This is a genomic window from Flavobacterium sp. KMS (assembly GCF_000813005.1).
Classification (GTDB): Bacteria; Bacteroidota; Bacteroidia; order Flavobacteriales; family Flavobacteriaceae; genus Flavobacterium.
Genome location: NZ_JSYP01000004.1, coordinates 17,833 through 31,547 on the forward strand (window position 1 = coordinate 17,833; position 13,715 = coordinate 31,547).

The following is a 13,715-nucleotide window of genomic DNA, read 5'->3' on the forward strand; positions in this document are numbered from 1 at the left end:
ATTTATCACTAGAAATTGGAATGCAAAAATTATTTTAAAAAATAATGATATTATTGACGCAACCTTTTTATCATTATATCATCTATAAGGTATAATCTTTTAAAATATAAAAAATGAAAAAAATTATTTTAGGTCTATTTGTCGCTTTAGGCATTAGTTCTTGTTCTATGAATAATGACAATGATTATCAAAACTGCGGTGATTTTAGTAACGTTGCTTTTTCAGGTTTCCCGATAGAATGTAACTATACAATAAAAGAAATCCCTACAAAGCCAACAGCTATAGCAATAAGATCACAAGAAAAAATGGATTCTTTTTTTACTAAAAATCCTAATCCTTGCCCAACTCCTATAAATCCTAATATCGATTTTACTAAAAATAATTTGATCGGAATTTTTGCTGGACCGAAACCAAGTGGTGGATATGAAATAAAAATTACTTCTATAGTTGAGAATTCTTGTGAAGTAATTGTACAATATTATGAGAAAGAACCTCTAGCAAATGAAGTCGTTACTAGTGAAGTAACAAATCCTTATGATTTGGTTTTAATCCCGAAAACAGACAAGCCTGTTTATTTAAATAAAATAAGCCAGAATAAAAACTTTGCAATTATAGGAAGTTATAGTGGTCAATGTACTGGCGCTAGCTGTCAATTATTTTTCAATATTAACAATTTAAACGTACTACATTATCTTAATGTTACTTCTGGGAATTATGATTTTACCAAATATAATTATGAAGCATTAACTAAAAAAGGTGATTATACTGAATTTGTAAAATTAGTTCCTGCTGAAATTTTAAACTTAGCTGGAGGTACTACGAAGACCTACGGCACCCCAGATTCAGCTAATCAAGGTGGAATTTATTTTGAACTAAACCAAGGGGATAAAGTAATTAAAGTATTCATAGACAATAATAACACTTCAGACCAAGGATCTGAAATAATTGCATTTAAGAAAGTAATAAAGGATAAAATTGCAGTATTGAGAAAGTAAAGTAACTTTGCAGCAAAAAAATTAACAAAAATTTATTATTTCCTTAAAATGAAAAAAACAATTTTAGCTCTTCTAGTTATTATTTCTGTTTCAACTTATTCATCAAATGTAATTTTCAAGTCAGATAAAGCCACTATACTTGCTGGAAGTTGGGTTTGGCAAAAATCAACTGGAGGCCAAAATGGTAGTTATACCTCAACTCCTAAAACTCTTGGGAGTACAAAAAAGCTTGTTTTTACAACCGATGGTAAAGTTATTACATATAAGAACAATGTTGAGATAAGAAATAGCAACTATCAACTTACTAAGGGTATTAGTGTATTTGATAATTTAGAACATGATTTAATCACTTTTGAAGGAATAACATATGTTATCGAAAAATTAGATTCCCGTAATCTAGTTATTGTAAACAATTTCCCTGACGGCTACAGTTCTACTTTCAAAAAGTAGCATCCTGAAACACAAACACTATTGCAATCTAATATACTTTAAAATTATTTTTTGGAAGACAATTTAGACTTACTTATAAAAAAGTGCATTGACAATGACAGAGGAGGGCAATTGAGAATTTATCAATTGTTCTCGCCTGTATTGTATGGAATTTGTCTAAAATATATGAAGAATGAAGATGATGCTAAAGATGTTTTTCAGGAGTCTTTTATAATCGTTTTTCAAAAAATTAAACAATATAAATTTGAAGGTAGTTTTGAGGGATGGATGAAACGAATTTTTATCAATAAACTCATCGAAACCTTAAAGAAGAAAAAAAGAGATTACCATTTTCTCGATGTCTTTGATCCAGAAACAGAAATTATCGAAGAAGAAGAGCTTGAAACTATTCCGATAACACAAGAAAAACTAATCGAATATATTCAGGATTTACCCGATCAATACCGAATGGTTTTTAATCTTTTTGTTTTTGAAAAGATGAAACACAAAGAAATTGCAGAAATGCTCCAGATTACAGAAGGAACTTCTAAATCAAACTTAAATAGGGCTAAGAAAATATTACAAACAAAAATTTTGGCCGTATTAAATTTTAAAACAGCATGAAAAAGAAAAAAATAGAAGATATTTTTTCTTCAATAGAAAATTTTTCTAGTGTACCACCACCAGAATTATGGGCTAAAATTGAAGAAGAACTAGATAAACCTAAAAAGAAAAAGGTAGTAGCCATTTGGTGGTCGCTAGCGGCTAGTCTTTTAATAGGTTTAGCTATCACGTCTGGTCTATATTTTAACTCGAATGAAAATGATATTTTATTAAAGGATAACAATGTTGTCATAGATTCTCAAGAAAGTAATTCAAAATCGAATCCTACTACTCCATCTACAATTAATACTACTCCTTTAAATAATAAAGCTACAATAACGGTTGCTGAATCTGATAGTTCGGTAGCTAACAAAACATCAAACAACAATCAAGAATCGACTAAAACTGTAACAAGTTCAATCAACAAAAAAGATAAGCCTTCATTACAATTAACCAATGAAACTATCTCAATAGCTGAATCATCATCTAAAAACAAAGCTAAAACCTCATCACGTAACGAAGTTAATAGCAATTTTAATGAGGCTAAAAACGAAGAAATTGTTTTAAATAACAATACTCAATCATCATCAAAAAACGACACAAACACTTCTTCAGCTAAACAGAATAATACTGAAGTTGGTAGTACTATAAACAAGAATAAAACTGAAGTAATTGCTTTAAACAACAATATTCAATCATCATCAAAAAACGACATAAACACTTCTTCAGCTAAACAAAATAATACTGAAGTTAATCACACTATAAGCAAGAATAAAACTGATGCAATTGCTTTAAACAACAATGTTCAATCATCAAAAAACGACATAAACACTTCTTCAGCTAAACAAAACAATACTGAAGTTCGTAGTACTATAAACAAGAATAAAACTGAAGCAATTGCTTTAAACAACAATATTCAATCATCATCAAAAAACGACACAAACACTTCTTCAGCTAAACAAAATAATACTGAAGTTGATAATACTATAAACAAAAATAAAACTGAAGCAATTGTTTTAAATAATAGTTCTGAAAAAAGTCTAGTATCTTATAACGATTCATTGAATAAAGCTCAAATAGCACTTGAACTACAACAATTAGAGAACCGATTAAATAATAAAGAAGACAACGAAGGGGTAAAAACTGAAAAAGAAATTCTGAAAGAAAAATGGTCTGTTGGTCTTTATGCTGGTTTAGTAAATTCTGAGAATTATGGCAATAAAAAAGCCTTGGGTAATGATATTGAGTCTAAACAGAATACTGGGTATGGCGTAAAAACAAATTACAAGCTTAATAAAAAATGGGCTGTAAGTTCTGGTTTAAAAATTAATGAATTAGGACAATCTGTAGCCAATGTATCTTATTATAACAAACAACAAAATGTATTATCTGCAGGAATTATAAATGATTTTTTCATTTCAAACCCTAGTGTTGAATATATTTCGACAAATAGAAATTATGTTTTTTCATCAGACAATAGCAGTCAAAAAATTCAAAGTAGTAATGCGGGAAATCAAACTGGGAATCTTGATCAACAATTGCAATACCTAGAAATGCCTCTTGAAGTTTCTTACTCTGTCTTAAATACAGGCAAGGCAGATATTAGACTTAATACTGGTGGTTTTATAGGAAAGTTAATTTCCAACGAAGTTTTTTTAGATGGTAACTCGATAGGAGGAAATCTAGATGTAAACAACTTTGTATATGGCTCTAAATTTAGCAGTACTTTACAGTATGAAGTCTTCAAAAAAACTCATTTTTTTGTAGAACCTGGTGTGAATTATTATATCAATCCATTAAAAACACAATCGTTTAACCAATTTCAGTGGGGTCTGAATTTTGGGGTTAATTTTGGGTTTTAATTAGTTTGTTTTAATTCTCTCTTTATTATAATACGCTTACACCAATTATTATACTGTAAAAAAAATGCTAGATTCTTAAAGTAGAATCTAGCATTTTTAATTTATAAAACCTTTCACTTATTTTTTTATAATCTTATCTTTAAAAACAACTTTGTTATTTTCTGATAAAGTATAAATGTAGATACCCGTTTTTAAATCACTTATCTGGATTACCGAAGTACTACTTTCCTGTCCTCCATTTACATCAACAGGTTTTCCTATCATGCGACCTGTTATGTCATAAAGTCTTAACTTAAGTTTCTTGTCTTCATTAGTTTTCACAAGAACATTAACTACATCTGTTGCTGGATTAGGATATGCTTTTACTGCAAAACCATTCTTAGTTTCAAAATCTATTGTACCTAAAGTAGATCCTTTTAATTCAAAACGAGCAATTACTGGTCCGTGATCAGATGTTGTATTTACATAATTATTTATATCAGAACGTGGATCGTAAACTGCTGTTGAATTAGCGATATATTCACTATTTAATTCGTTAGAAATAATTATATGATCCAAGAAACCTCCTGAACTTAAAAAACTAAAAGCTCCTGCTTTACTAATATCTAGAGTTAAAGCATTATAACGATCTGTATCCTTAACTATTTTCTCGTATGAAGAAGGTAAAACATCATTAATAACTGTTTTTTTTACATCATCATTAAGATCTCCTAAAATAATGAAGTTGGTATCTGGATAATTAGCATCCAAACTATCTTTTAAAACTTCAGTATCGTATTTTCTCATATTATACTTTGAGATATCACTTCCACTATTAGCACGTGCATGAATATCGATAAGCGTAATTTCTTTCTTTACTCCACCAATGTTCGTTTCTATATCAACCATAAATGGCAATCTTCCCGATGAGAAAAAGTTATCACCACTACCATCTGTACTTGGATAATTAGCCAGCGTTACAGTTTTTGCACGTATTTGATCATATAATTTACTAAACATTACTCGTGTCTTTTTTACTGTAACTGTTTTTGTATTATAAATTACTACTAGTTTTTGTGGTGGAAAATTATCTTGAGGCTCATTAAACGAATAGGACCAATTAGGAGAAATTACTTTATCAAATGTTTTACCGTTAACATTTAATTTTGTTATTAAAATATCGACAGAAGGATCATCAGACACTTCTTGCACAACATATACATCGGCATCCATCTTATTCATTACTTTGGCAACATTCTCAATTTGCAAAGCATCATCTATAGGTCCAAATTCTTTTTTATCTGCACCAATTACATTACTTCCAAAAAACTCAAGATTATACGTTACAATATCAAAAGTATCTTCTTTTGGCAAAGAAGAACCTTTTAATGTTCCAATTTTCTCATTTAATCCTGCTCCTGTTACAGTCAATCTACCTGCAATAGTTAACTCTTTTGTAGAAGGCGCAAATCTTGCATAAATTGTTTTCCCAAGCAATGCATCGGCTTCACTTACAGTAACACTTGATAAAAAGCTAGAATTATCAAGAGATAATTGATAATCTAGTGGAGCGGCAATAGTAATATCACCGTAACCGCCAGCTTTAAAAATAAAAGTTTTACTAGTAGAAACTGTATTAGGGCTCACATCTCCAAAATCTAAATTAGGATTTGAAGCTACAAATGCCAATTCATTTGTTATAGCTACATCATCAATTGTCCATTCAGCAGCATTACCAGTTCCTCCACCTATTGTAGTTTCGTAAACCCAAGCTACATAAGTATGATCTGTTTTGAACGCTCCTAAATCAATATATTGAGATTGTACATAAGCAGCTGTTGTTACAGGAAAATTACCGTCTATTTCTGTCCAACTAGCAGTTTCAGGGCTACTTTTTCCATCATAATTTGTAGAAACCATTAATTTTAAACTTGGTCCTGCATAATATTTACGAGCGTAAAATGATAACAGAGGAAATTTATTAAAACTATCTAATCGTAATTTTGGTGAAATCAACCAATCATTACTTCCTCCATTATCTGAATATCCATTCATAACTACAGCTCCGGGAGCTGAATTAGCATTTGTTGTAGTGCTTTTCCATTTATTAGTAGAACCAGCTACACTATAAGATGTCCAACCACTATTGGTGAAAACATTAGCATCATTAAAATCCTGAACGTAAGGGTTAATTCCAAAACCTGATACAGTCACTATTTTAATGGCTGCACCTACAGATTGATTAGTAATTTGTCCTGTAAAACTACCAAGTGCATTTGGTGTAAAACGTACATAAACTATTGGCGTAGCATTTCCGTTAAAATCAGATACACTATATGTTACTGAAGGCACAAAAGTGATATTATCCTTAGATACTGCAAAATTAGTTGGTGCTGTAACTGTTACTGGATTATTAAGATTATCTCCTCCTATTTGGTAACTTAGAACCGATGAAGTAAAGTTTGGTTCTTCGACACCCAAATTAATTGCTGTAGTTGTTGTAGTTATTTTTGGCGACACAACAGCAGGAGTGGTCGCATCTATTTTGTTTACAATTGCTTGTATGTTTCCATGTGGATCTTCAGAAATAGAGTAAACACTATATGCTGTATTTAGTGTTAAACCTGTGATTGTTTTTGAATAAACCAATGCTTTATCTGTGATATCTAATACTCCAGATTGTAAAGCAGCTGTTCCACTTGCGTTGAAACCACTTTTTACTTGCGCTGCAGTAGGCGCTGCATCGCTAGCTGATACTAATACATAATATGTTTTCCCTACCTCATCAATTTGATTATGAAAATCAAACTCATCTGATAATACATTATCTATTTTTGGATAACTTACTACGTTTACTGGAGCTTCATCATCTTTTTTGATATCTATATTATCGATTGCAAAAGAAGGGCGTGCGTTAACACCTCCTGCATCTCTAACAATCCATCTTATTTGAACTACAGATTGGTTATCACATTCAGGTGGCAAAGTTACTTTTATTGTCTTTAAATTTAGAGGGGTAGTAACTCCTGTACCTGTTTGTAATTTTTCACCACTTAAATAAGCTGTTTCTAATAGAGAAATAAAAGGTCCTGTAATACCAATCCTGTATTGCAAAGCCATCTCATTCTTACGGGTACTAGTCGTTCCATCATACGGATTACGAATTTCCATCGCATCATATTTAACCTGAATTCCTTTCAAATCTTTAGTTACAAAAGCAAATCCAATTGCTAAATCAAGTTTACCAGTATTTAAAATACCGATTTTACCGCCATAATTATGGATATTCCCACTATTATTACTTGCTGAACTGCTTTTTAATAAATCTCTATCTCCAACCAAAGTAGTACTATAAGTAGTTTTAGGTGAATCTAAATTTGCAGCCCATCCTTGAAAACCTTTAACAAAAGGCAAAAAAGCTGTTGAACTGGCGGGTAATGTCTCAAAATTTTGCAAATAAGGCAAAGGTTGAGGCTCGGGATTTGTTTGTGCAAAAAGATTTGCTGAAAAGCAATAAAAAAAACTTAAAAAAGCCATTAAATGGCGCAAAGAGTAGTGGTTTTTCATACGTTAAAAATTAGTGTTTTTAGAGTTCAAATTTATTGTCTTTAAAGTTAAGCGAATATTATAAAACTTTAAAGTTATTGCTTAAACCTTTATAAATATTTAGCACCAAACTACATAATAAATATTAATTATTTCAGATATCCATAAAAATTATGCAGCTTAAACGAATAATTCTTATTGAATTACACTTTAAGCTTTAGACACAAACTACTCAATAAACCCAGTAATCATAAGGCTTTTCAATCAAAAACAACACTAAATTAAATCTTCTAAAACAAACCTTTTACATTCATAAAATAGTAAACACAAAAGTAATTTTCAAAAATTGTATTTTTATTAATAATTCCTAAAACAACATATCATGAGCTTCTTCAAAATCAAAACTTGTTGGTCTAATGCCGAGTTTATTGTGTTAAAACTTTGTATCGCTTCGGCATATATTTTAATCGGAACTTATTTTCATGATTTTTTTAGCAACTATTATGTTCCGTTAATCCTCTTATTTAGTATTACTGTAATCTGGTCTGTTTATTTATGGCTGAATAAAATGAAAAACAATAAGCAGTAATATCTATAAATTGGAATTACTTGTGAAACAAAACTATCTTTGCACAAAAATTCCAGCATGTCGCATCAACATTTTATTCTTTTTAAACCATACGGTTATTTAAGTCAGTTTATATATGAGCTAAAAAGAAAGAAGAAACTTTTGGGTGAATTACATAATTTCCCAGAAGGTACAATGGCTATTGGCAGACTTGATGAAGATTCGGAAGGTTTGCTTTTACTAACTACTGATGGAAAAGTAAGTGAACAGATAAGAAGCAAGAAAGTCGACAAAGAATACTATGTTCAAGTAGATGGAATTATTACTCCTGAAGCAATCGAAGAATTACAAAAAGGAGTTGAAATTGGTTTTGATGGCGGGAAATATAAAACCAAACCTTGCTCTGCTTTCATCGTTACCGAAATTCCTGATTTTGGCCCGAGAGCAAAAAAAATCAGAGATGAACGACATGGACCAACTTCATGGGCCTCGATAACTGTAAATGAAGGTAAGTTTCGTCAAGTGCGAAAAATGACTGCTGCTGTTGGTTTTCCTACTTTACGATTGGTACGTGTTCGTATAGGAAATGTATATTTGCAGGGCTTAAAAGCTGGAGAAGTTTTAGAAGTACCCGATTTTAAATTAGAAAATTAATTAGAGAATATGTCAATGTAAAAATTAGATAATTCCCAAATTAACGATTAACCGAATAAACAAATTAAATAATGCTGAATATAGTTCTCGTAGAACCCGAAATACCTAATAATACTGGAAATATTGGTCGCTTGTGCGTTGGTACAGAAAGCCGATTGCATTTAGTACATCCTTTTGGATTTGTTATAAATGATAAAAACTTAAAACGTTCCGGATTGGATTATTGGGTTCATCTTGATGTAACCGAATATCAGAATGTAGCGGAATGGAAAGCTCAAATTCCAGATTTATCTCGTGTTTTCCTCATGAGTTCTCATGCCGAAAAATCATATCTTGAAACTGATTTCCTAGATGGTGATTGGTTGGTTTTTGGAAAAGAAAGCGTAGGATTGAGCAAGGAAGTTTTAGAACAATTCGAAAATCATCTTACGATTCCGATGTCGTCCCTAATAAGAAGTTTTAATATTGCAAATTCGGTTGCGTTTGTGGTGGGTGAAGCTAAGAGACAGATTGGGCTGAAGGTTTAAGCGATTATTTGTTTAATCGTTTAATCGGATCTGACATCGATTTCCTTCCTGCAAATAGGTGTTAAATTATTTTAACTATAGATTAAAAGATTGCAATGATTATTTTAAATACGGTATTTATATTTATACCTACAAGGTTGAAAAAAACCTTGCATGATAGTTCTCATGATTTCTAGCCCTGATAGTAGCGGCATCCTTTTATTTTTTTCCTTTAAAAAAATAAAAGATATAGCAGATAGCAGGATTAGCTCCAGAAAAAAACATGAATTCTAAGTAATCACAAACTTCCCTTTTTCGGCATCAAATTTAATATGGTCGTCTTTGAATAAAGTTGCAAAACTTCCTGTTGCAATTAAGTTACAAGGTTCGTCTTGTATAAAGGCTTCGGGTGTCATAATAATCATTTCGTCGCTTAATTGTATTGCTAAATCAATATCATGTGTAGAGAACAAAATGCATTTCCCCGTTTCGTGAGTTAGTTTCTTAAGCAACTTAAACAAAGCTACTTTATGCAATAAATCGAGATGTGTAGTTGGTTCATCTAGAATAATAAGTGGCGTGTCTTGTGCTAAAGCTCGTGCAATTAATACTTTTTGCAATTGCCCGTCGCTTATTTCGTAATGTTTTTTGTGTGATAAATGACTTATTTGTGTAAGCTCTAATGCCTCGTTTACTTTAGTAATATCATACTGTGTCAAAGTCCCAATCCAGTTAGTATAAGGTTGGCGCCCTAAAGCCACTAATTCGAAAACGGATAGATTGCTTGGCGGTAATTTTTCGGTTAAAACAATGCTTAAGTTCTGTGCTAAATCGAGTGGTTTATATTCGAATACGTTCTTATCATTTAGCAAAACTGTGCCCGATAATGGATGTTGAATCCCTGTTATTGTTCGTAACAATGTCGATTTACCGATTCCGTTTGCACCAATTAAAGCAATAAGTTTTCCAGGTTCTAAATTCAGGTTTAAGTTTTGAGCAATAGTCACAGTTGCTTTCTTGGACTTATAGCCAATACTTAAGTTTGAAGTTGATAGGATACTTTTCATTTTCTTTAAGGTGTTAAGGACTAAAAAATCATTCTAATCTTTTTAATCTGTGGCAAAAAAATTAACCGCAAAGCTCACAAAGCTGTTGCAAAAACGTTTACTCAAAATTTCTTTTTCGGACTAATAACCAAATTACTACTGGCGCTCCAATTATAGATGTTATCGCATTAATAGGCAATGTAGTTTCTAATCCTGGTAATTGTGATGCGATATCGCAAAACAACATAATTATTCCTCCATAAAAAAGGGTACTCCAATATAAAATAGCATGATTACTGGTTCTAAATGTAAGCTTTGCTATATGTGGAACGGCTAGTCCTATAAAAGCAATTGGCCCAGCAAAAGCAGTAACACTTCCTGCTAAAATACTTGTGGCAAAAATAATTACAAGTCTTGTTCTCTTAAAATTAAGTCCCATGCTTTTGGCATAATTCTCTCCAAGTAACAATGCATTTAATGGTTTAATACTACTCGCACTTAAAAGTAAACCAATACTAACACTCACTGCTAAAACTATAATCGATGACCAGGAAAGATTTCCTAGACTTCCTAGTGACCAAAAAGTGAATTTCTGTAATTGTTCAGCTGAACTAAAATAGGTTAAAACCCCAACAATGGCACTGGTAAAACTACCAAACATAAGCCCGACTATTAAAATAGCCATTGTATTTCGTAATCGTTGTGATACTAATAAAACCAGTAATAAAACCGAAATACTCCCTAATGTCGATGCAATTACAATCCCGTAGCTTGATAGCAAAATTGTATTTAAGAATGAAGGCAGTAAACCAGCTCCCAAAATCACAATTGCTACTGCTAATATCGCTCCGGAGCTTAATCCTAAAACATCGGGACCAGCCAATGGATTTCTGAATAATGTTTGCATCAACAAACCACTTATCGATAAACCTACACCAACTAATACTGCGGTAATTGCTTTAGGCAAACGATAATTAATTATGATATATTCCCATGTCGATTTACTTGCTTCTCCTCCTGTTAAACTGGTATAAACTTCTTTAAAAGGAATTGTGATAGACCCGAAACTAATGTCCAGAAAGAATAATAACAAAAGTGCTAAACCGAGTATAAAGAACAAGATTGTATTTCGCTTTTGATTCGCCAATTGGATTTAGTTTAATTTAGATGCAAAAGTAAATTCATAACTTGGCAATAACTCAGGATGAAATATCTTAATGTAATCTTTCAGCACTAAATCTGGTCGGCTTGGAGCTAATTCATAATAAATTGTTCCTCCAGTTGCTCCAAATTTATTCTCGAAAGTATATATGTTTTTTGTTTTAAAGGCATCAAACTGGCTGTAATGTGGATTACTTTTTTCTAATTCCGTTAATGATTTAAAAGAACCTGTCGCAATCCAGACTGAAGCTGTTTTGGCTTTGTCTAATATTTTTTCGAATGATAATCCCAGACTTCCTGTTCCCTCTAGATTTGCCCATAAATAATCGGCTTTGGCATCGGCCATAAATTGTGCTACCCAACTATTTCCCTTGGCAACATACCATTGGTCCATATACATTGAGCCATATAAAACGGTTGAAGTTGCTTTCTTAGAAGCTACTAATTTCTTAGCTTCGTTATAACTGGTTACAATTTTATCAAAAAGCTCTTTGGCTTGTGCTTCTTTTCCAAATAAAGCACCGTAAAGTTTTATCCATTCGGCTTTTCCTAGTGGAGATTGCTCCATCCAATCGGCCTGAATTAGTACTTTTAAACCGCTTTTTTGTAAATTATCTAACATTGGATTGTTATTATCAACTCCGAAAGTGACAATTAAATTTGGTGCTAATTCGATAAGTTGCTCGATATTTAATTTTTCGTTTTGACCAACATTTTTCACAGAACCTTTATCTATTAATTTTCTGGTTTTCTCTGAAGAAATATAGTCGGTATGCGGGAAACCTACCAAATTATTCTCGACATTAAGCATTTCTAAAAACGGAATATTGGTTGTTGATGTTACTACAATTGTTTGTAACGGAATCTGGATTGTAGTATAACTTTTTAAACTATCTGGCACAACTCCATCTTTTTCTTTTAATACATAAGTATAATCCTTTCCTGCATCTGGCCAAGGATTTGTAACTTTTACAACTGAATATCCAGTGAATTTTTTTATAGAAAGTCCCGAAGCATATTCGATACTGTTTTGTCCTATTTCGGATTTTATTTCTGGTGTACTTTCGTTTTTCTTACATCCTATTAATACTAAAAATGAGAAAAGAAAAACAGCTTTATGTAATGATGACTTCATAGGTAGTTACTATTTGTTTTTAAAGAAATTATGGAATTATTATTCTATATCATATCTGATTTTGAATCATACAATTTCCTATTTTACAATTTGGATAGCGACAAAGGTAGCGCAATTTCTAAATTTCTTGTTTACTTTTAAACGTAAAAAATTGAACAAATAGTATCTTTGCAGTATGAATGGTCTTAAAGTAAAAAACTGCTCAAGCTGCGGAACTGCATTTAATTGCGGTGATTCTCCCGACGGAAATAAATGTTGGTGCAACAACTTCCCTCCTATTTTTGTACCTTCGGATGTTGTGGATTGTTTGTGCCCAAATTGTTTTAAAAATGCCTGTGCGGTAAAAATAGATGATTTTGTAAATACAATCACTCCCGAAATTGCAACTGACAATAAAGCTTCGGCTTTGCCAAAAAACAATACACTTATTGAAGGAATCGATTATTATCTGGAAAACGGAAATTATGTTTTTAAGGAATGGTTTCATCTGAAAAGAGGAAGCTGTTGCGGAAACAAATGTCGACATTGCCCTTACTTATTTAAAAGAATAAACACGAATTTCACCAATTAACACGAAAGAAATAGTTGGTGCAATTGCGTTAGGGATAGTAGTGGTATCCTTTTATTTTTTTCTTTAAAAAATAAAAGATATAGTGAATAGCCCGCCCGAAGGGAACGCCCTTCTTAAATTTACAATTAAAAACTAACAATTAAAAAAAGATGGTTTACTTGATTACTGGTGGTGAGCGTTCGGGGAAAAGTGGTTATGCACAAGAACTGGCTTTGCAACTTACAAATGCACCAATGTATGTGGCAACAGCTCGAAAATGGGATGAAGATTTCCAGAATCGAATTGATCGTCACCAACAAGAACGCGACGAACGCTGGACAAATATTGAGAAGGAAAAACATTTGAGCGAAATTGATTTTTCGGGTAAAGTAGCTTTGATTGATTGTGTAACGCTTTGGTTAACTAACTTTTTTGTAGATACAAAAAATGATGTTGCATTATCTCTTGAAGAAGCTAAAGCTGAGTTTCTAAAAATAGCCAATCAGCCAGATTCTACTTTGATAATTGTAACTAACGAAATCGGAATGGGACTTCATGCTGATACGCACGTAGGAAGAAAATTTACAGAATTACAAGGTTGGATGAATCAGTTTTTGGCTAAAAATGCCGATACTGTTGTACTTATGGTTTCGGGAATTCCCGTTACAATAAAAGGATAGT

At 31.8% G+C, this 13,715-nt stretch carries 13 protein-coding genes; 9 read left to right on the forward strand and 4 right to left on the reverse strand.

Annotation, left to right across the window (positions count from 1 at the left end; genetic code table 11):
- Positions 1–113: 113 nt before the first annotated feature.
- From OA93_RS05815 to OA93_RS05830, 4 genes are read left to right on the forward strand one after another with little or no spacing between them, the layout of a single operon-like run.
- A complete protein-coding gene (locus OA93_RS05815; protein WP_039112205.1) occupies positions 114–995 on the forward strand; it encodes a protease complex subunit PrcB family protein in 882 nt (293 codons plus the stop codon).
- Positions 996–1,043: 48 nt separating this feature from the next.
- Positions 1,044–1,445, forward strand: coding sequence for a hypothetical protein (locus OA93_RS05820; RefSeq protein WP_039112206.1), 402 nt, complete (start codon positions 1,044–1,046; stop codon positions 1,443–1,445).
- 51 nt (positions 1,446–1,496) lie between these two features.
- Entirely contained in the window at positions 1,497–2,048 is a 552-nt protein-coding gene (locus tag OA93_RS05825; RefSeq protein WP_039112207.1) for a sigma-70 family RNA polymerase sigma factor, read from the forward strand.
- On the forward strand, positions 2,045–3,889 hold the full coding sequence (locus tag OA93_RS05830; RefSeq protein WP_039112208.1) for a hypothetical protein: 1,845 nt from the start codon (positions 2,045–2,047) through the stop codon (positions 3,887–3,889). The genes OA93_RS05825 and OA93_RS05830 overlap by 4 nt, the downstream gene beginning before the upstream one ends.
- Positions 3,890–4,006: 117 nt before the next feature.
- On the opposite strand, the gene OA93_RS05835 is transcribed toward OA93_RS05830, so the two are convergent.
- The gene (locus OA93_RS05835; protein WP_039112209.1) at positions 4,007–7,435 is read right to left on the reverse strand and encodes a T9SS type A sorting domain-containing protein; all 3,429 of its coding nucleotides are present in this window, start codon (positions 7,433–7,435) and stop codon (positions 4,007–4,009) included.
- A 361-nt stretch (positions 7,436–7,796) separates the two neighbouring features.
- Between OA93_RS05835 and OA93_RS24445 the strand changes: the two genes are divergently transcribed.
- From OA93_RS24445 to OA93_RS05845, 3 genes are all read left to right on the forward strand, one after another.
- Complete coding sequence (locus OA93_RS24445; RefSeq protein WP_082001780.1) at positions 7,797–8,003, forward strand: hypothetical protein; 207 nt, start codon at positions 7,797–7,799, stop codon at positions 8,001–8,003.
- A 57-nt stretch (positions 8,004–8,060) separates the two neighbouring features.
- Positions 8,061–8,636 (forward strand): pseudouridine synthase, encoded by a 576-nt coding sequence (locus OA93_RS05840; RefSeq protein WP_039112210.1) that lies wholly within the window; start codon positions 8,061–8,063, stop codon positions 8,634–8,636.
- Positions 8,637–8,707: 71 nt separating this feature from the next.
- Positions 8,708–9,163 (forward strand): tRNA (cytidine(34)-2'-O)-methyltransferase, encoded by a 456-nt coding sequence (locus tag OA93_RS05845; RefSeq protein ID WP_039112211.1) that lies wholly within the window; start codon positions 8,708–8,710, stop codon positions 9,161–9,163.
- A gap of 269 nt (positions 9,164–9,432) precedes the next feature.
- Here OA93_RS05845 and OA93_RS05850 read toward each other — a convergent pair whose 3' ends face one another.
- The 3 genes from OA93_RS05850 to OA93_RS05860 form a co-directional block, all read right to left on the reverse strand.
- Positions 9,433–10,209 (reverse strand): ABC transporter ATP-binding protein, encoded by a 777-nt coding sequence (locus OA93_RS05850; RefSeq protein WP_039112212.1) that lies wholly within the window; start codon positions 10,207–10,209, stop codon positions 9,433–9,435.
- 97 nt (positions 10,210–10,306) lie between these two features.
- Positions 10,307–11,335, reverse strand: a complete 1,029-nt coding sequence (locus OA93_RS05855) for an iron ABC transporter permease (protein WP_039112213.1) — start codon at positions 11,333–11,335, stop codon at positions 10,307–10,309.
- Between the two features lie 6 nt (positions 11,336–11,341).
- Entirely contained in the window at positions 11,342–12,484 is a 1,143-nt protein-coding gene (locus tag OA93_RS05860) for an ABC transporter substrate-binding protein (protein ID WP_039112214.1), read from the reverse strand.
- Positions 12,485–12,659: 175 nt separating this feature from the next.
- On the opposite strand from OA93_RS05860, the gene OA93_RS05865 reads away from it, so the two are divergent.
- Positions 12,660–13,055 carry a DUF5522 domain-containing protein gene (locus OA93_RS05865; protein WP_039112215.1) on the forward strand — a complete coding sequence of 132 codons (396 nt, stop codon included), beginning with the start codon at positions 12,660–12,662 and terminating at the stop codon, positions 13,053–13,055.
- Positions 13,056–13,204: 149 nt separating this feature from the next.
- On the forward strand, positions 13,205–13,714 hold the full coding sequence (cobU, locus tag OA93_RS05870) for a bifunctional adenosylcobinamide kinase/adenosylcobinamide-phosphate guanylyltransferase (protein ID WP_039112216.1): 510 nt from the start codon (positions 13,205–13,207) through the stop codon (positions 13,712–13,714).
- Position 13,715: the final 1 nt, after the last annotated feature.

Coding starts and splice junctions, on each gene's coding strand:
- OA93_RS05830 (WP_039112208.1), top strand. CDS start 2,045: ATGAAAAAGAAAAAAATAGAAGATATTTTTTCTTCAATAGAAAATTTT.
- cobU (WP_039112216.1), top strand. CDS start 13,205: ATGGTTTACTTGATTACTGGTGGTGAGCGTTCGGGGAAAAGTGGTTAT.
- OA93_RS05865 (WP_039112215.1), top strand. CDS start 12,660: ATGAATGGTCTTAAAGTAAAAAACTGCTCAAGCTGCGGAACTGCATTT.
- OA93_RS05850 (WP_039112212.1), bottom strand. CDS start 10,209: ATGAAAAGTATCCTATCAACTTCAAACTTAAGTATTGGCTATAAGTCC.
- OA93_RS05820 (WP_039112206.1), top strand. CDS start 1,044: ATGAAAAAAACAATTTTAGCTCTTCTAGTTATTATTTCTGTTTCAACT.
- OA93_RS05815 (WP_039112205.1), top strand. CDS start 114: ATGAAAAAAATTATTTTAGGTCTATTTGTCGCTTTAGGCATTAGTTCT.
- OA93_RS05840 (WP_039112210.1), top strand. CDS start 8,061: ATGTCGCATCAACATTTTATTCTTTTTAAACCATACGGTTATTTAAGT.
- OA93_RS05860 (WP_039112214.1), bottom strand. CDS start 12,484: ATGAAGTCATCATTACATAAAGCTGTTTTTCTTTTCTCATTTTTAGTA.
- OA93_RS05835 (WP_039112209.1), bottom strand. CDS start 7,435: ATGAAAAACCACTACTCTTTGCGCCATTTAATGGCTTTTTTAAGTTTT.
- OA93_RS05845 (WP_039112211.1), top strand. CDS start 8,708: ATGCTGAATATAGTTCTCGTAGAACCCGAAATACCTAATAATACTGGA.
- OA93_RS24445 (WP_082001780.1), top strand. CDS start 7,797: ATGAGCTTCTTCAAAATCAAAACTTGTTGGTCTAATGCCGAGTTTATT.